We start from the raw sequence: 19338 nt of genomic DNA on the forward strand, positions 1-19338 counted from the left end.
AAATACCGCTTTAAGGGGCACCCACGCGTAAGTAGCGCAAAAGGCCATTGCTAATGCAACAGCCTTTTATCTGAAACCTTACAAATTACACCTCATCACCAGCAGCTGTCTCATCTGACGCTTCGGATGAACCATTGGAAGAATAATGGCTGCGGCGGTTATTATTTCCCTTATATCCGCCGGACCTGTCTGACCGGTCACGGTCGTAACGGCCACCCTTGCTCTTGTCGTAACGCCCTCTTCTGTCCCCTGAAGAAGCTTCCTTCTTAAGGGCGATCACCACGTGGCGGAAGGGCTCTTCGCCTTCACTTCTGGTAGTAACATACTTATCATTCTGAAGCGCTGCGTGAATGATCCTTCTCTCATAAGGATTCATTGGCTCCAGTGAAACCGGTCGTTTTGTCCTCTTCACCTTATAGGCAATATTCTTTGCCAGGGTTTCCAGGGTTTCCTTTCTTCTTTCACGGTAATTCTCCGTATCCAGTTTAACCCTCAGATATCCTTCCGTTCCCTTATTGACGATCAGGCTTACCAGGTACTGGAGTGAATCCAGGGTCTGCCCTCTCTTGCCGATCAGGATCCCCATATCATCACCTTCCAGGTTCAGTGACAGTTCCTGCTCTTCCTCATTATATGCAGCCGTGATATTTACCTGCATGTTCATGGCCTCAAATATCTGCGACAGGAAATCCATGGCCCTGTCCTCAATGGTTTCCTTTTTCCTTGCACGAATAATGGCTGGTTTTGAACCGATTCCCAGGAATCCGGTGCTTCCTTTGTCAACCACTTCGTATTCCAGCTTATCGCTGGTGGTCTGAAGTTCGATTAAAGCTTTTGTAACTGCATCGTCTACTGTCTTAGCAGTAACTGTAATCATATCCATACAGAACCCCTCCTATTTTTTTCCCTTATCGTGCTTTTCATTGTATTTGGCAACCATATTAGCCTTTGACGCAAGACTGCCCGGCTTTGCATTATCATTATAATACTTGTTGGATTCCTCCACGATTGCCTTTGTCTTGGCAATTTTAGCCATCTGGGCGCTTTCAGCCTTGATCTCTTTTTCCTCCATCTTCTTAAGCATGGTATCCACATTGCCTACCTTTGTGGGAGGAAGTCCTTTTTTAGCACGCTTTTTGTTGGTCTTTTCAATGTTCTTCTGAACCAGGTCATCAATATTCACCTTATTAAGATAAGAATTGATCCCTACCTGCTGAATAATAGTAAATACACTCTGTGCAACCCAGTAAAGTCCGATACCGGATGCAAATGAAAAACAGAAGAATACGGACATCAGAGGCATGGTTACATTCATGCTCTTCATCATGCCTGCCGCAGGATTGTCATCCTTACCAGAGGCCTGAGGCTGGTTGGCTGTCATCAGCTTGGTGCTGTACCACTGGCTCAGTCCCGCAAACAGAGGAATGCAGAGAGCTGCAATGGCCGTAAGTAAGGTGGTGCCGTCAACCTTATTAAAGTAGTTCATGATAACCTGAAGAGGTGTGTATGCAATATTGAGCCCAAAAAATGTCTGCATGTTCTCAATGGCATCCACCACCCTGACACCGGTTTCCGTAACAGCCTGTCCCACTGCCGAAAATGAATTCACCAGTGTGTCCCACTGCTGTCCTGTAAATTTGTATAATAAGTCAATGACCGTGTTTACATCGGTATAATCATACTTGTCAATGGGCATTTTCTGAGCTGCTGCCAGATCCGTAAATGCCTGAGCGGTCTGATATCCGCTTGGAAGCTTGCTGATAATAGTCTCATAATATCCCCTTACAGACTGAACATATGCGGGAATATTATAGATAACACGATACAATGCAAAAATGATAGGCATCTGGATCAAAAGAGGAAGACAGCCGCCGGTCATGGAGGTACCGTACTTTTCATAAACCCCCTTGATCTCCGTCTGCATCATCATCGCATACTTTTGATCATTTTCCTTGCCCTTATACTTTTTCTGGATTGCAGAAATCTCCGGCTGCATAACCGCCATCAGCTTGGAAGACTGCTGCTGCTTGATGGTAAGAGGTATCATAAGTACCTTTGTTACCAATGTAAAAAGAATAATACACAAACCGATGTTTTCAATACCAAATATACTGGTAAACTTAAACAGCCAGTCCATGATCCACCCCAGGATATCTGCGATCGGCCCCAGAAAACCGCCTGTCTTTGTCAATACCACTGCGCCAACTAACTCATTCAATACGTATACCTCCTAATCTCTACGGAACTGGATCATAACCGCCTTCTGCAAATGGATGACACCTCAGTATCCTTTTGCAGGCCAACCATGTACCCTTTAACGCACCATACTTTTTTAGTGCCTCAATGGCGTATTGGGAGCACGTAGGTGTGTAAATACAGTGAGTTCTTATCTTAAGAGGAGACAAAAATCTCTGGTATCCCCTTACCAACAAAATCAAAAACCTTGCCATAATCACTTCACTTCGATTCTCTTAAAATGTGATGCAGTCCGCACAGGTGCATATAAGCACCTTCCAAATCTTTGTATTCTGATGTTTTTGCAGCCACTCTGGCCACAACAATGATGTTTAACCCAGTCTTCAATCTATGATCATTTAAACGAAATATTTCTCTTATAAGTCTGGTAATGTGATGGCGGACAACACTGTTTCCCACTTTCTTGCTGACCGAGATGCCGATCCGGTTCCTGTCTTCCCCGCTTTCCGCCACATACATAACAAGAAGTCTGTTTGCATAAGAAGTCCCACTTTTATAAATCTTCTGGAACTCACTGTTTTTCCTTACGGAAGGAAATCGTTTCATACGATACTCCTAACAACTAATTATTAAGAAAAGAAAAGGCCACATGTTCCTGTGGCCTGTCGTTCTTTTGCTTTAAGCTTGAAACAAAATTAAGCAGATAATCTGGCTCTACCTTTTGCTCTTCTGGCAGCAATAACTTTTCTACCGCCTACAGTCTTCATTCTAGCTCTAAAGCCATGAACTTTCGCTCTCTGTCTCTTCTTGGGCTGAAATGTCATCTTCATAATCCGGGCACCTCCTATCAAAATTATCTGGTAATGTGAAAACACACATTTAGACTAGTATAATTAAACATCCACTCAATTATATAGAAGAAATCCGTCTTCGTCAAGTGCATTTTCATAAAAAAACCACAAAAAACCTATAAAAAAGGACGGTTTTAAGGCCGTCCCAATAAAATGTGTGCATTGTCGGTTTCTGTTACTATATTTAGTATTACGTCAAGGCTGCTTAGTAAAACGAAGCATTACTTTTCCTATAATTGCCACCAGGATTGCAGCAACGATCGCTTCCGGTATACCGGATGCGGTAACTGTCACCATGATCAGTCCCCATACGGCATCGATCGCAACATTTTTGGCAGCGGCATACTGGGAAGCAAACAAAAGATAGATACTCCCCATAACAAAAACCGTGTTGGTCATGGAGCCTATGAATCCGGTGATGGGAAGGGCTGCCATTCCATTAAGCCCCACCTTTTTAAACAGGATCCAGAGCCATCCCGCGATCACACCGATCATGATCCTGCATCCCACAGAAACCCAGACTGCTTTTAATACGCCGGGAAGTCCGGTCATGCTCATAAACGGCGAAAACGCAAAAGAAAGCAAAGTGGGCGCCATGGTATTGCTGATCATGGAGCATATGCCAAACACAGCTCCCAAGATCGCACCAGCCAAAGGTCCCAGCAAGATCGCTCCCAAAATAACGGGAATATGCACAGTTGTTGCCTTAATCACCGGAAGCTGTATCATTCCGAAAGGCGTATTTGCCAGCAGAATGACAACTGCCATCATAAGTGCAACACTTGCAAGCCAACGAGTGTCTTTTTTCTTTTTATTCAATTTTTTATCCTCCTGCTACTGTTCTTATAAATAAGATACAATGCCACATACCCACATTATAAACACAACTGGCAGGAGGCGTCAACGTAAAATTATTAATTTAAAAACCACTGTGCGCCCAGTCCCGTAATGGCGACAGCCGTCAGTATGTACAGACAGATGGAGGTCAGGTATGCAAACGGAATGGACAGCTTTAAAAACTCCTTGGACTCTACCTTGGTATAAGCAAGACCCCAGGCGATCCAGGACTGAGTAATACAGGAACCTACATTTACGGTCGTGGCCGGAATGGAGAATACGCAGAACAGGAACGGAACTGAAAAATGTCCGACATTTGACAGGACTCCCAGTGTTGCAGCGCCGCAGCCAAACAGGGTAAAGGGACCCCTGAAAAATCCTAAAAATGCCAATGCCGCAAAGAGGATGCACACCACATACTCACTGGTAGGCATGATTCCGCCTATGACTTCCTTAAAGAACGGAGAGGCATATGTCGCACAGGTATTAAACATGGGCAGGGTTAAAAGGAAACCGATCAGAGGAGCGGTATCCACCACGCCGTCATAATACAGCTTATTAACCAGCTGGCAGTTCTCCTTAAAGGATCCTTTCATCCTTCCGCACAAAAACAGGGCCGCAAAACCAGCTATGATAAAACCGCCGATCACTGAAAAATCCAGGGCGATCTTAAGGACCACGGGCACGATGGGAAGCAGAAGGGCCAGCATGGGAGCTTCCTTCTGAGGCTGTGCATTAGGGGTACGGGATGCCCATGCATGGCTCCTCTTTCCAAACTTCAGGTAAATGCCTGTGAGCAGGGAAACAGTGACCACGGAAATCCCCAGGGCATAATATCCCCAGTGGGTTGCATACCATGAAAATGAAAATTCAGGCATCTGATCAGCCGGCAGGATAAATGCGCGCAGCTGTGAGAACTGAAGCACAGGGTTTAGGTACATGCCTGCGGAAACAGATCCCATAAATGTAAACATGGCTATGGCCTTTGGAATACCAAGGCTCATCAGAATAGGAAGCACGATAACGCCGATGGCGATAACCGGTCCGGCGCCCATCATGGCAGTGAATATAAAAGCCGTAACAATATTAAGAAGCACAATGGTAATGATGGGGCGATCCCCGCCAAGTTCCACTGTCTTGCGGATCAGCGTGGAAGCAATTCCTGTCTCCATGAGAACCCGTCCAAACCAGGCGCCCCAGCACACATTGACAAGGGTTGTGCCCCATCCCTCAGGAGCTGCCTGATAGATCTTGTTTAAAATGGCAACCAATCCCTTGCCTCCGTCCCCTCCAAACTGGAGTACAGGATTCTCGGCAATGAACTCCGGGGAGGATATCCCTGCACCAGCCAGCGACAGCACGGTCCACAACACGGAAATAATCAGAAAACCGATCATCAGGTTGTAGCCTTTTACACAATAATAGGCCAGGGCAAAGAACGTAAGGATAAGCAGTACACCAATCATAAATTCCATAAAATATCCCCCTTTAATTGAATTTGGTAAAATTTATTAAAAAACAATAAATTTTATGAACAGTTTCTAATATATTATACTAAATCATAGGTATTTAAGCAATATAAACCATGTAAACGTAGCTTTTTTTTAACATCCCCCTTCGTCCTTGTCTGTGGATTTACATAAACTTATCCACAAATTGTTGATAAGTTGTGGATAAGTGTGTGTAATTATCTTTTTTTTTCCCCAGTGCTCATAAAAAAGTCCAGAATTTCTATATATTTCCGGGTTGTGCACAACTCAGGTTAACTTTTTTATGGTTTTTGTGGAAAAACCCTCCATCCACAAGGCTTTCACAGTGCTTCCACAAGCTGCACACAAAGTTATCCACAATATTTTACACTTTCCATTGAAAAAATTTTTGGTTTAGTATACAATGGATTTAGATTGGGCAATTCTGCAATACAGTTTTAGGAGACAAGAAATGATCGATAAAATCAAAGAAAACTGGGACAAAATCCTGCTTACCTTAAAAGAAGAACACGAAATATCCAATATCTCCTACAGTACCTGGCTGGAACCCTTGAAGCCATATTCTTTTAAAGATAACACAGTAATAATCATTGTTCCTGAACAAACCTTTTTACAATACGTTAATAAAAAATATGGATTTTTATTAAAGGTGACCATCTCGGAGTTCCTTGAACAGGAATGCGAGGTGGATTTCAAAGTTAAGGAACAAATCATTGAAAAAGAAGAACCGTCAGGGCCGCAGCTGATCCAGAAAACATCGGTAGCAGTAAGCCCGGACGTTATTCAGAGTGCCAACCTTAACTCAAAGTATACCTTTGATACCTTTGTTGTGGGTTCCAACAACAACCTGGCCCATGCAGCAGCCCTGGCCGTAGCGGAATCCCCGGGAGAAATCTACAACCCCCTGTTTATATACGGAGGCGTGGGACTTGGAAAAACCCACTTAATGCATGCTATTGCACATTTCATATTAAAAAACAACCCCAATTCCAAGATCCTTTACGTCACATCGGAGACCTTTACCAATGAGCTGATCGATGCCATCCGTAACAAAAACAACATAACCACCACGGAATTCAGGGAAAAGTACCGCAATAACGATGTGCTCCTCATTGATGATATCCAGTTTATCATCGGTAAGGAAAGTACCCAGGAAGAATTTTTCCATACCTTTAATACACTATATGAGTCCAAGAAGCAGATTATAATCTCCTCAGATAAACCTCCAAAGGAAATTGAAACCCTGGAGGAGCGCCTGCGCTCCCGTTTTGAGTGGGGCCTGACCGTGGACATCCAGTCTCCTGATTATGAGACAAGAATGGCCATACTGCGCAAAAAAGAAGAGATGGAAGGATATAATATAGACAATGAGGTGATCAAATACATCGCCACCAACATCAAATCCAATATCCGTGAACTGGAAGGAGCCCTCACCAAGATCGTTGCCCTTTCCAGGCTGAACAAATGTGATATCACATTGGAACTGGCTGAGGAGGCGCTTAAGGATATCATTTCCCCCAATGCCCAGCGGGAGGTGACTCCTGACCTGATCATTCAGATCGTGTCGGACCACTATGGGCTGACTCCCCTTGACATTTCCTCCCAAAAAAGGAACAAGGAGATCGTATACCCACGGCAGATTGTCATGTACCTTTGCAGGAATATGACGGAAACCCCTCTCCAGACCATTGGAAGATACCTGGGAGGAAGGGACCATACCACGATTATCCATGGCGCTGAGAAGATCGCAGGCGACATTAAGAAGGATGATACACTTAAGAATACCATCGAGATACTAAAAAAGAAGATCAATCCACAATAGGCCGTGGAATTCATGTGGACAGGTTGTTGATAACTGCCTGGACTTTAAGACCTTGTGAATCATTTTTAACCATATGTGGATAAACCTGAAGTTTTACCATGGATTGGTGGATGATTTCCACAGATCATTCCACATGAACTTGTCCTTAATCCTCAAGGGATTCGAGGGGTTTTACACAAACCCACAACCCCTACTACGGTTTCTACGAAAATTATCTATATCTTCAACTACTGATGGAGCTTCGGTCTCCAAATAATCTGAAAGGAAGTTATCAACATTATGAAGCTAAAATTTCAAAAAGACGCCATTGTAAACGGCATTAATATTGTAATGAAGGCAGTACCCTCCAAAACAACCATGTCCATCCTGGAATGTATCCTGATCGATGCCAGCACAGGCGAGATCAAGCTTACGGGCAATGATATGGAACTGGGAATTGAGACAAAAGTAGAAGGTGAGATCCTGGAACATGGAAAGATCGCACTGGACGCTAAGCTTTTTTCCGAGATCACACGCCGTCTCTCCAGTGAGAACGCATCCGTTACCATTGAATCTGATGACAAATTCAACACTACCATCAGCTGTGAGAACTCCGTTTTTAATATCCAGGGACGTGACGGAGAGGAATTTGCCTACCTTCCCTACATTGAAAAGGACAAATATATCTGCCTTTCCCAGTTCACGCTGAAGGAAGTGATCCAGCAGACCATATTTTCCATCTCCCCCAATGACAGCAACAAGATGATGGCAGGGGAATTATTTGAGGTCAATGAAAACCAGTTAAAAGTGGTATCCCTTGACGGGCACCGTATCTCCATCCGTAAGGTCCGCTTAAAAGATCATTATGAGGACACCAAGGTGATCGTACCGGGCAAGACATTGAGCGAGGTCAGTAAGATCTTAGGCGGTGACAATGAAAAGGAGGTCCTGATCTATTTCAGCCCCAATCATATCCTGTTTGAGTTTGACAGCACCATTGTGGTGTCACGTCTGATCGAAGGCGAATATTTCAGGATCAACCAGATGCTGTCCAATGATTATGAGACAAAAGTATCCGTGAACAAGAAGGAGTTCTTAAACTGTATTGAGCGTGCCACCATCCTGATCAGGGAAAATGACAAAAAGCCGCTGATCATCAACATTGGTGACAATTCCATGGAGATGAAGCTCAACTCCAGTTTCGGATCCATGAACGCAGACCTTATGATCCACAAAACCGGTAAGGACATTATGATCGGTTTTAATCCAAAGTTCCTGATCGATGCCCTGCGCGTAATAGACGATGAAGAGATCAACATTTATATGATGAATCCCAAGTCCCCATGCTTTATCAAGGATGATGAGGAGAATTATATTTACCTGATTCTTCCTGTTAATTTCAATGCAGCAACGGTTTAGTACGGTTTTTGTACTAAGAAAGGAAAATGATGGAAATAATTAAATTGAGGGAAGACTATATCAAACTGGGCCAGGCGCTGAAAGCGGCCGGCCTGGTCCAGTCTGGTGTAGATGCCAAATATGCAATTGAGGACGGTCTTGTATCCGTAAACGGAGAGGCCGCTTTTCAGCGCGGTAAGAAGCTGGTGGACGGTGACATCGTGACCTACGACGGACAGACCATCAAGATCACCAAATAGGGACCGCAGAAAGAGAACATCCATGATGATTGAATCCATAGAACTTAAAAATTACCGCAATTACAAAGAACTACATATGGAATTTAATCAGGGAACCAATATACTCTACGGTGACAATGCCCAGGGAAAGACCAATATTCTGGAAGCTGTTTACGTCTGCTGCACATCTAAATCACATAAAAGCGCAAAAGACAGGGATATCATCCGGTTTGACCAGGATGAATCCCATATTAAATTACAGATCAGAAAAAATAATGTACCATACCGCATTGACATGCATCTGAAAAAGAATAAGCCTAAGGGAATTGCCATTAACGGAGTGCCTATCAGGAAAGCAAGTGAACTTTTTGGAATTGCCAATGTGGTATTCTTTTCCCCGGAGGATCTGAACATTATCAAAAACGGTCCATCGGAGAGAAGAAGATTTATTGATCTGGAACTGTGCCAGCTGAACAAGCTGTATGTTCATTCCCTTGTACAGTACAATAAGGTGCTGCTCCAGAGGAACAAGCTGCTGAAAGAGCTGTTTTTTAAGCCTGAATATGAAGAAACCCTGGATGTGTGGGACATGCAGCTGGTAAATTACGGCCGGGAGGTGATCCGGTTCCGCCGTGAGTTTATTGACCAGCTTAACGAGATTATCCGGGGGATCCACCGGAGTCTTTCCGGTGACAAGGAAGAGATAGAGATTTCCTATGAGCCATATACACAGGAGGACCAGCTGGCCGATGTCCTGAAAAGGAACCGGGGGCAGGACATGAAACAAAAGACCACCCTGTCGGGTCCTCACAGGGATGATATCAGCTTTATTGTAAATGGGATCGATATCAGAAAATTCGGCTCCCAGGGCCAGCAGCGCACCGCTGCATTGTCCCTGAAGCTGTCTGAGTTAGAGCTGGTCAAACGGATCAGCAGGGATGAACCCATCCTGCTGTTGGACGATGTGCTGTCAGAACTGGACAGCGGCAGGCAGAACCACCTGCTTTCAGCCATACAGAATATTCAGACCATGATCACCTGTACGGGGCTGGATGATTTCGTCAACAACAGATTCCATATAGACAAAATATTCCGGGTGATCGATGGAACCGCCCAGAACGAGAACTAGTACAGGATACTACCCAAAAGAAAGGAAGATATAAAACATGGGAGAGCAATACGGAGCAGATCAGATTCAGATTTTGGAGGGACTAGAGGCAGTGAGAAAGCGGCCCGGCATGTATATCGGCAGTACATCAGCCAGAGGACTCCATCATCTGGTTTATGAGATTGTAGATAATGCGGTCGATGAAGCATTGGCGGGATATTGTGATTCCATTGATGTTACCATCAATTCGGACAATTCCATCACAGTGGTGGATGACGGACGCGGAATCCCTGTAGATATCCAGAAAAAAGCCGGCCTTCCCGCTGTGGAGGTGGTATTTACCATCCTTCACGCAGGGGGAAAGTTCGGCAATGGCGGATACAAGGTTTCCGGCGGCCTTCACGGGGTTGGTGCATCAGTTGTAAATGCGCTGTCTGAATGGCTGGAAGTACAGGTTTTTAAAGATGGAAATATTTACCAGCAAAGATACCAGAGGGGGAAGGTAACCTACCCCTTAAAGATCGTGGGAAAATGCGGTCCTGAACAGCATGGGACCAAAGTAACCTTCCTGCCTGACACTGAGATATTTGAGGAGACCGAGTATGACTACGACACCCTGAAGATACGTCTCAGGGAGACCGCTTTCCTCACCAAGAATTTAAGAATCACCCTCAGGGATGAAAGGGAAGAAAAAAAAGAGAAAACATTCCACTACGAGGGCGGTATCAAGGAGTTTGTCACCTATCTCAACAAGGGAAAGACTCCCCTGTATGAGCAGGTGATCTACTGCGAGGGGACCAAGGAAGGCGTGTTTGTGGAAGTATCCATGCAGCACAATGATTCCTACACTGAGAATATTTATACATTTGTTAACAATATCAATACTCCTGAGGGCGGAACCCATCTCACCGGTTTTAAGAATGCCCTTACCAAGACATTTAACGACTATGCCAGGAAAAATAAGCTGTTAAAGGAAAATGAGGACAGCTTATCCGGCGAGGATATCCGTGAGGGGCTGACCGCCATTATCAGTATCAAGGTGGCCGAACCTCAGTTCGAGGGACAGACCAAGCAGAAACTGGGTAACAGCGAAGCCCGTACTGCTGTGGACAATATTGTCAGCGAGCAGCTGACCTATTTCCTGGAGCAGAATCCCGGGATCGCAAAGGCCATGTGTGAGAAATCCATCCTTGCCCAGAGGGCCCGTGCAGCTGCCAGAAAGGCCAGAGACCTGACACGCCGTAAATCCGCCCTGGACGGAATGGCCCTTCCGGGTAAGCTGGCTGACTGCTCTGATAAGAACCCGGAAAACTGCGAGATCTATATCGTAGAGGGAGATTCCGCCGGCGGGTCTGCCAAGACCGCACGTTCCCGCGCCACCCAGGCCATCCTTCCTCTGCGCGGTAAGATACTGAACGTGGAAAAGGCCAGAATGGACCGTATTTACGGCAATGCAGAGATCAAGGCAATGATCACGGCATTCGGAACCGGCATTCATGAGGATTTTGATATCTCAAAGCTCCGTTATCACAAGATCATCATCATGACGGATGCTGATGTGGACGGCGCCCACATCAGCACCCTGCTTTTGACCTTCCTTTACAGGTTCATGCCTGAACTGATCAAGCAGGGCTACGTGTATCTGGCACAGCCGCCCTTATATAAGATTGAGAAAAACAAAAAGGTGTGGTATGCATACAGCGATGATGAGCTGAATTCCATCATGATGGAGATCGGCCGCGATACCAACAACAAGATCCAGCGTTACAAAGGTTTGGGAGAGATGGATGCGGAACAGCTTTGGGAAACCACCATGGATCCTGAGAGGAGGATCCTTCTGCGGGTGACCATGGATGAGGAGACCACCTCCGAAATCGATCTGACCTTTACCACCCTGATGGGTGACCAGGTTGAGCCGAGAAGGGAATTTATTGAGGCCAATGCAAAGCGCGTCCAGAACCTGGATATCTGATTTTGACAATTCGATTGTAAACATAAAGGAGATTGAATATGGAACCAAATGTATTTGACAAGGTTCATGAAGTAGACCTTAAAAAGACCATGGAACAGTCCTATATCGACTATGCCATGAGTGTTATCAGCGCCAGGGCCCTGCCTGATGTAAGGGACGGTTTAAAACCTGTACAAAGGCGTGTACTCTACTCCATGATAGAACTTAACAATGGTCCGGATAAGCCGCACCGTAAATGCGCGCGTATCGTGGGTGATACCATGGGTAAATACCATCCCCATGGCGACAGCTCCATTTACGGGGCATTGGTAAACATGGCCCAGGAGTGGTCCACACGTTATCCGCTGGTGGACGGACATGGAAACTTCGGTTCCGTGGACGGAGACGGCGCTGCTGCCATGCGATATACGGAAGCCCGTCTCAGCAAGATATCCATGGAAATGCTGTCCGATATCAATAAAGACACGGTTGACTTTGTGCCCAACTTTGATGAGACAGAGAAGGAACCGGTTGTGCTCCCCTCCAGATATCCCAACCTTCTTGTTAATGGTACATCCGGCATTGCGGTTGGAATGGCTACCAATATTCCGCCCCATAACCTTCGTGAGATCATAGGCGCCGTTGTTAAGATGATCGACAATCGGGTGGAGGAAGACAGGGAGACAACCCTGGAAGAGATCATGGAAATTGTAAAAGGACCTGATTTCCCAACGGGTGCAACCATCCTCGGCAGAAGAAGCATTGAGGAAGCATACCGCACAGGCCGTGCCAAGATCAAGGTGCGCGCCGTTACCAACATAGAGACCATGCCCAACGGAAAGTCCAGGATCATTGTGACTGAACTTCCCTACATGGTAAACAAGGCCCGTCTCATTGAGAAGATCGCAGACCTTGTAAAAGATAAGAAAATTGACGGAATCACATATATCGGAGATGAGTCCAACCGTGAGGGTATGCGCATCAACATCGAGCTGCGCAGGGATGTGAATGCCAATGTTATTTTAAACCAGCTGTTAAAACACACCCAGCTTCAGGATACCTTTGGTGTGATCATGCTGGCCCTGATCAACAATGAGCCCAAGGTGCTGAATATCCATCAGATGTTGGATGAGTACCTGAAGCATCAGGAAGAGGTTGTAAGAAGAAGGACCCAGTATGATCTGAATAAGGCTGAGGAGCGGGCCCATATCTTACAGGGCTTGCTGATCGCCCTGGATCACATTGACGAGGTCATCCGCATCATCAGGGGTTCCGCCAATGTGGCTGACGCCAAGAACCAGTTGATGGAGCGCTTCGGCTTATCCGATGCACAGTCCCAGGCCATTGTGGATATGAGGCTGCGCGCACTCACCGGTTTGGAGAGGGAGAAACTGGAGAACGAGTACAGGGAGCTTCAGGCAAAAATTGAGGAGTTAAAGGCCATCCTGGCAGATGAGAAAAAGCTTCTCACAGTCATCAAGGAGGAGATCTCCGTAATCTCCGATAAATACGGGGATGACAGGCGCACTGCCATTGGATATGATGATGACGTGTCCATGGAAGACCTGATCCCGGATGAGGACACGGTGATCGCCATGACCCATTTGGGCTATATCAAGAGAATGGACGTGGATAATTTCAGAAGCCAGAACCGCGGCGGCAAGGGCATCAAGGGAATGCAGACCATTGAGGAGGACTATATTGAGGACCTTCTTATGACCACCAACCATCACTTTATGATGTTCTTTACCAACAAGGGGCGTGTGTACAGGTTAAAGGCATATGAGATTCCGGAGGCAGGACGGACTGCCAGGGGAACCGCTATCATCAACCTGCTGCAGCTGCAGCCTGATGAGAAGATAACAGCCATCATTCCCATGCGTGAATATAATGAGGACAAATACCTGTTCATGGCAACTAAAAACGGTATGGTCAAGAAAACACCGATGGTGGAGTATGAGCATGTGCGCAAGAACGGCCTTCAGGCCATTGTTTTGCGGGAGGATGATGAGCTTATAGAGGTAAAGGATACGGACAATACCCAGGATATCTTCCTTGTAACACGCAAGGGGATGTGTATCCGCTTTAATGAAACGGATGTAAGGGTCACCGGCCGTGTATCCATGGGCGTGATCGGCATGCGTTTTGAAGAGGATGATGAGGTCATCGGTATGCAGATGGAAAGTCAGGGTGAAAGCCTGCTGGTTGTTTCGGAGAACGGAATGGGCAAGCGTACCATCACGTCTGAGTTCAGCGCCCAGAACAGGGGCGGCAAAGGCGTGATCTGCTATAAGTGCACGGATAAGACAGGAAACCTGGTAGGAGCAAAGCTGGTGAATGACGGCCGTGAGATCATGATCATTACCACGGAGGGGATTATTATCCGTATGACAGTGGATGATATCTCTGTGATCGGCAGGAATACATCTGGTGTTAAGCTGATGAACATTAACCAGGATTCCGATATCAAGGTAGCCAGCATTGCCAAGGTGCGTGAGAGCGTTACCAAGGACAGCAATGTGTATGATGAGGAGTTTTACGAGGATGAAAATCCTGACTCAGACGAGGCAGGCCCATCAGATGCGGATCCGGAAGAGACAGTATAAAATCAGCACAGGAAATGTGTAGGGAAATAAAATTGAATATACTGAAAAGGCTGTCCTGACAGACAGCCTTTTCATGTAATTAACCTGGTTCAAGAAATCTTGGATCCAAGGTACAAAGGAGAAAAAGGATGATTAAATGGTCATTGGCAGCTGAATTGCTGGCATTAATCATCATCATATTTTTAATGCTGCATTACCATGACAGAAGACTGGCGGCTAATTACAGGAGAAACATGTACAGACTGTGTCTGTGGATGTCAGCGGCTGCAATTATCCTGAATATTATATGTGTATCAGTTATTTCCCTGTCAGATAAGGTTCCGGTTTGGGTCAATCTTTTATTTAACAGCGCTTATTTTATCCAGGTGGTCCTTTTGTGTTCCGTGGTTGCAGCCTATCTGGCCTCCCTTATACTGGAGCATGTGTATGATAAGACATGCATGAGGAGATATCTTACATCTGTTGTACTTCTGAACCTTATGTTCTGGTGCGTGGTGACATGGAATGTAAAAAGCGGGGTCCTCTTTTATTTTGAACAGGGGGAGATCTATCGGAGGGGGCCACTTAACGGGCTGGGGTACGTGATCATGGGTATCCAGATGGTCATGCTGCTGGTCTGTTATGTGCGAAACAGGAAGAGCGTGAGCCGGTCCGTGGTCAGACTTATACGGACCATGCCTCCCATTGCATTGGCATTGATCCTGTTTCAGCATACATATCCCGATCTTCTGCTCAACGGCATGTTTGCAGCGATCACTGACATGGTTATGTTTGTCAGCTTTCAGAGCAGCTGGAATGAGAGGGACAGCCTGACCGCCGTGGGAAACAGAAACAGCTTTTTCCAGGAAGTGACCCTGCGCATGGCCGGCCGGCAAAATTTTCAGGTGGTGCTTGTGACCCTGAAACAGTTTGCCGTGATCAATCAGAAATTCAGCCACAATAAAGGGGACGAATTTCTCTATGAGATTGCAAAGGAGATGGATTCCATCCTACCACAGGCTAAGGCATTCCGGTTTGCCAATGTGGAGTTTGCCGTGCTGCTCCCCTATGCCTCAGAAAAAACAGCCTTTAAGAATCTGGCTGTGATCAGGTCCCGATTTGAAAAACCGTGGAAACTGGGACAAATCTCCAGTCAAATTCCGGCCTTTTTCACAGATATCATATACCAGGGCCAGGATTGGAGCCCGACCCAGATGTTTGAGTTCCTGGAGTACGGGGTAAAAGCCGCCAAGGAAAGTATACAGGGAATACAGTGTATTGACCGTGTTCTTCTGGAGCACCTTGCCAGGCGCAAACAGATCCTGGATATCATGCAGCAGTCCATTGAGCAGAAACGGTTCAGGGTATGGTATCAGCCGGTTTACAGTTTTGAACAGGGGAATTTCTCTTCCGCAGAGGCATTGCTGCGCCTGACGGATTATGAGGGAAATCCGGTTCCTCCGTCTGAATTTATTCCCCTTGCGGAAGAAAAGGGAATGATCGATGAGTTGAGTTGGATCGTTCTGGAGGAAGTGTGTTCATTTCTGCAGAGGGTTCCCAGCCATATCAGGTCCATTTCCATCAACCTTTCCATGCAGCAGTTTGAGGACCGTGGCCTGACGGAGAGGATTAAACAGTACCTGGATGAATATCATCTGACTCCGGACCGGCTGAAGATAGAGATAACAGAGCGCGTACTGCTTCAGGACATGGATCACATGAAGCGGATGATGGAACAGTTGACCGAAAATGGGATCCATTTTTACCTGGATGACTTTGGAACAGGGTATTCTAACATTTCCTGCGTCCTGTCCCTGCCCTTTGAGTATATCAAGCTGGATAAAAGCCTGCTCAATGGCCTGCCCGGTGATTCCAGGGCAGAGCTTCTGGTAAAGAGTATGATACAGAGTTTTGAACGCATGGGCCTTAAGGTAATTGCCGAGGGTGTGGAGGAAAAGGAACAGGCGGAAATGCTCCGTATGTTTGGAGCGGACAGCATACAGGGATATTATTACGGAAAACCTATGCCTGAGGATGAGTTTCTGGCAGTCATATCACATAGAGTAAAAGAAAACTAAGAAGTGAGGGAAAATAAGAAATGAGGGAAATGCAGACCGAACAGATTACCCAGGTGATCAGGGAAATGTGTATTGAGGCAAACTACAGGCTTGCCCCCGACATGAAATGCGTGTTTTGTCAGGCTGTGGACCAGGAGGAGTCCCCTCTTGGACGTCAGGTATTAAAACAGCTGGAGGAAAACCTGAGAATAGCGGACGAGGATATGATACCCATCTGTCAGGATACGGGAATGGCCGTGGTGTTCCTGAAGGCCGGTCAGGAGGTCCATTTTACAGGCGGAAGCCTGACCAATGCGGTGAACGAAGGTGTCAGAAGGGGATATGAGGAAGGGTACCTGCGCAAATCCGTGGTGGGAGATCCCATTGAGCGGGTCAATACCAGGGATAATACACCGGCGGTGATCCATTATGAGATCGTGGAGGGGGACCAGGTTGATCTGACCGTGGCTCCTAAAGGCTTTGGAAGTGAAAATATGAGCCGTGTGTTTATGCTGAAACCGGCAGACGGGCTTGAAGGTGTTAAGAACGCCATACTGACAGCTGTCAGGGATGCGGGCCCCAATGCATGTCCGCCCATGGTGATCGGAGTGGGTATTGGCGGAACTTTTGAAAAATGTACGGAGATGGCAAAGCACGCCCTGACCAGAAATATTAGTGAAAAGCCTGAAACAGTCTGGGTAAGGGAACTTGAAGAGGAGATGCTTCAGACTGTGAACAAGCTGGGGATCGGACCCGGGGGGCTGGGGGGAAGGATCACTGCCTTGGCTGTCAATGTGGAGACATATCCCACCCATATAGCCGGTCTTCCTGTTGCAGTCAATATCTGCTGCCATGTAAACAGGCATGTACACAGGGTACTTTAAGGGTAAGTTATCTGCTTAGGCAGATTACTGGCTCATTGAGATCACTTACGTTAGAACGATTACTTACGTTAGAACGATCATTTACTTTAGAACAATTACTTACAACGGAAAGGGAGTCCGGATGATGGATAGGCATATCAAAGTACCGATGACAAAAGAGGACGCGGTCTCTTTAAAGGCAGGAGACTATGTATATCTGACAGGAACCATTTATACTGCCAGGGATGCGGCTCATAAGAGAATGGACGAGACACTGGACCGGGGGGAAGAACTGCCCTTTAATATTAAAGATAATATTATCTATTATCTGGGGCCGTCCCCGGCAAGGGAGGGGAGACCCATAGGTTCAGCGGGACCCACCACGGCCAGCCGCATGGATAAGTATACCCCCAGGCTTCTGGATATGGGAATGGGAGCAATGATAGGAAAAGGAAAAAGGAGCCAGGCTGTAATTGACGGCATTGTGCGCAACAAGTCCGTGTATTTTGCAGCAGTGGGAGGAGCAGGGGCCATCCTGTCCAAATGTATTCTTTCTTCAGAACTGATTGCATATGGAGATCTGGGGACAGAGGCAATCTGCAAACTGGAGATCAGGGACTTTCCAGTGGTGGTTGTCATTGACAGTCAGGGTAATAACCTGTACGAAACAGCAGTAAAGGAGTACTGTACAATATAGTACTGGAGCAAATTACCGGAGCATATCCGGATTTGATTTTTGCCATTTGCACGCTCCGGGGGAAGAGGAAACTATGAAGCGGATCATATATATGGTATTTATGAATCTGTTCCATGCGCCGGTATGGCTGTTTACCATTGCCCGCATGGGACGGCCTGAGGATGGACGTACCATTAAGGAATGCTATGATTATATTGCAAGAATGACAAGACGGATCATTAAAAGGGGAAGGGTAACGGTAACGGCCACCGGGATCGAACATATTCCGGATCAGGATGGGTTTATGCTTTTTCCAAACCATCAGGGGCTGTTTGATATGTTGGCCCTGTTTTCTACCTGCCCAAGACCACTTTCTGCTGTTATTAAGAAAGAAGCCTCCGGCTGGATCCTGGTCAAGCAGGTGATCGGCGCCACCGGAAGCCTTGCAATGGACCGGAGTGATATTAAAGATCAGGTAAGGATCATTGGGGAGGTGACAAAACGGGTTAGGGAAGGATCTAACTTTGTCATATTCGCAGAAGGGCACCGAAGCCGCAAAGGAAATGAGATACTGGATTTTAAAAGCGGCACTTTTAAAAGTGCGCTGAAAGCAGGCTGCCCCATTGTGCCTGTAGCCCTGATCAACTCCTTCAGACCCTTTGATATCAACTCATTGAGCCGGGAATATGTGGAGGTGCACTACATGGAGCCTATTTTGCCGGAACAATATATAGGTATGAAGACCTCAGAAATCGCACATCTTGTACATGACAGAATTCAGGAAGAAATAAATAAAAATGTCGGTAAAAACACCTTGACAACCTAATTTCTATCTAGTATAATGGTCAATGCGTCTGAGGACAAATATGTCAAAAGAAGCAATCATATGGAAAATATCAATTCGGAGAAATACTCAAGAGGCCGAAGAGGCGCCCCTGCTAAGGGTGTAGGCTGGGCAACCGGCGCGAGGGTTCAAATCCCTCTTTCTCCGCTCCATTTTCCAAATGATTATTTTTTTACTGTTTTGCCCTGGGGGCATAAAATTAATCAAAAAAAGTTGTTGACAACAAACGACAGCTATGATATGATTAATACCCGCTGGAGAAAATACAGCGGATGATTTTTGCAGAGGGCCAAACGGCCTGAAACAACAAATTAAAAAAAGTAAAAAAAGTTGTTGACAAATACAAACAGCTGTGATAAGATATAAAAGTTGCTGCTGAACAAGACAACAACAAACGAACCTTGATAATTGAAGATTAAATAGTATGTAAAACCCTGAAAAT

The 19338-nt window shown here is 46.1% G+C and carries 17 protein-coding genes and 1 tRNA gene; 11 read left to right on the top strand and 7 right to left on the bottom strand.

The features are described from left to right. Positions 1-85: 85 nt before the first annotated feature. The 7 genes from jag to ABID13_RS26425 all read right to left on the bottom strand — a co-directional run bounded on the left by jag (position 86) and on the right by ABID13_RS26425 (position 5359). Positions 86-883 carry an RNA-binding cell elongation regulator Jag/EloR gene (jag, locus tag ABID13_RS26395; RefSeq protein ID WP_007862607.1) on the bottom strand — a complete coding sequence of 266 codons (798 nt, stop codon included), beginning with the start codon at positions 881-883 and terminating at the stop codon, positions 86-88. A 12-nt stretch (positions 884-895) separates the two neighbouring features. Continuing rightward, a complete protein-coding gene (locus ABID13_RS26400) occupies positions 896-2218 on the bottom strand; it encodes a YidC/Oxa1 family membrane protein insertase (protein ID WP_048929236.1) in 1323 nt (440 codons plus the stop codon). A gap of 19 nt (positions 2219-2237) precedes the next feature. Continuing rightward, positions 2238-2450, bottom strand: coding sequence for a membrane protein insertion efficiency factor YidD (yidD, locus tag ABID13_RS26405; protein WP_082082471.1), 213 nt, complete (start codon positions 2448-2450; stop codon positions 2238-2240). Positions 2451-2457: 7 nt separating this feature from the next. Continuing rightward, positions 2458-2802, bottom strand: a complete 345-nt coding sequence (rnpA, locus tag ABID13_RS26410) for a ribonuclease P protein component (RefSeq protein WP_045091280.1) — start codon at positions 2800-2802, stop codon at positions 2458-2460. An 89-nt stretch (positions 2803-2891) separates the two neighbouring features. Beyond that, complete coding sequence (gene rpmH, locus ABID13_RS26415; protein WP_007862611.1) at positions 2892-3026, bottom strand: 50S ribosomal protein L34; 135 nt, start codon at positions 3024-3026, stop codon at positions 2892-2894. 216 nt (positions 3027-3242) lie between these two features. Then, positions 3243-3866, bottom strand: coding sequence for an ECF transporter S component (locus tag ABID13_RS26420; RefSeq protein WP_007862612.1), 624 nt, complete (start codon positions 3864-3866; stop codon positions 3243-3245). Between the two features lie 95 nt (positions 3867-3961). Further along, the gene (locus ABID13_RS26425; protein ID WP_007862613.1) at positions 3962-5359 is read right to left on the bottom strand and encodes a hypothetical protein; all 1398 of its coding nucleotides are present in this window, start codon (positions 5357-5359) and stop codon (positions 3962-3964) included. 466 nt (positions 5360-5825) lie between these two features. Between ABID13_RS26425 and dnaA the strand changes: the two genes are divergently transcribed. The 11 genes from dnaA (at position 5826) to ABID13_RS26480 (ending at position 19043) form a co-directional block, all read left to right on the top strand. Further along, on the top strand, positions 5826-7196 hold the full coding sequence (gene dnaA / locus ABID13_RS26430) for a chromosomal replication initiator protein DnaA (RefSeq protein ID WP_007862614.1): 1371 nt from the start codon (positions 5826-5828) through the stop codon (positions 7194-7196). Positions 7197-7475: 279 nt separating this feature from the next. Next, a complete protein-coding gene (gene dnaN / locus ABID13_RS26435; RefSeq protein ID WP_007862616.1) occupies positions 7476-8594 on the top strand; it encodes a DNA polymerase III subunit beta in 1119 nt (372 codons plus the stop codon). 29 nt (positions 8595-8623) lie between these two features. Beyond that, positions 8624-8833: an RNA-binding S4 domain-containing protein gene (locus tag ABID13_RS26440; RefSeq protein WP_007862618.1), complete on the top strand. Its 210-nt coding sequence runs from the start codon at positions 8624-8626 to the stop codon at positions 8831-8833. Between the two features lie 22 nt (positions 8834-8855). Continuing rightward, positions 8856-9941 (top strand): DNA replication/repair protein RecF, encoded by a 1086-nt coding sequence (gene recF, locus ABID13_RS26445; RefSeq protein WP_045091279.1) that lies wholly within the window; start codon positions 8856-8858, stop codon positions 9939-9941. 37 nt (positions 9942-9978) lie between these two features. Next, positions 9979-11892, top strand: coding sequence for a DNA topoisomerase (ATP-hydrolyzing) subunit B (gene gyrB, locus ABID13_RS26450; RefSeq protein WP_007862622.1), 1914 nt, complete (start codon positions 9979-9981; stop codon positions 11890-11892). Positions 11893-11930: 38 nt separating this feature from the next. Then, the gene (gene gyrA, locus ABID13_RS26455) at positions 11931-14477 is read left to right on the top strand and encodes a DNA gyrase subunit A (protein ID WP_007862623.1); all 2547 of its coding nucleotides are present in this window, start codon (positions 11931-11933) and stop codon (positions 14475-14477) included. Positions 14478-14605: 128 nt separating this feature from the next. After that, positions 14606-16534, top strand: coding sequence for an EAL domain-containing protein (locus tag ABID13_RS26460; protein WP_048929237.1), 1929 nt, complete (start codon positions 14606-14608; stop codon positions 16532-16534). A gap of 20 nt (positions 16535-16554) precedes the next feature. Beyond that, entirely contained in the window at positions 16555-17397 is an 843-nt protein-coding gene (locus ABID13_RS26465) for a fumarate hydratase (RefSeq protein ID WP_045091276.1), read from the top strand. A gap of 124 nt (positions 17398-17521) precedes the next feature. After that, positions 17522-18073 carry a Fe-S-containing hydro-lyase gene (locus ABID13_RS26470; protein ID WP_007862626.1) on the top strand — a complete coding sequence of 184 codons (552 nt, stop codon included), beginning with the start codon at positions 17522-17524 and terminating at the stop codon, positions 18071-18073. 73 nt (positions 18074-18146) lie between these two features. Further along, on the top strand, positions 18147-18878 hold the full coding sequence (locus ABID13_RS26475; protein ID WP_007862627.1) for a lysophospholipid acyltransferase family protein: 732 nt from the start codon (positions 18147-18149) through the stop codon (positions 18876-18878). Between the two features lie 77 nt (positions 18879-18955). Beyond that, positions 18956-19043: transfer RNA gene (locus ABID13_RS26480), tRNA-Ser, on the top strand. Positions 19044-19338: the final 295 nt, after the last annotated feature.

This window comes from Enterocloster citroniae (assembly GCF_040545455.1).
Classification (GTDB): Bacteria; Bacillota; Clostridia; order Lachnospirales; family Lachnospiraceae; genus Enterocloster; species Enterocloster citroniae.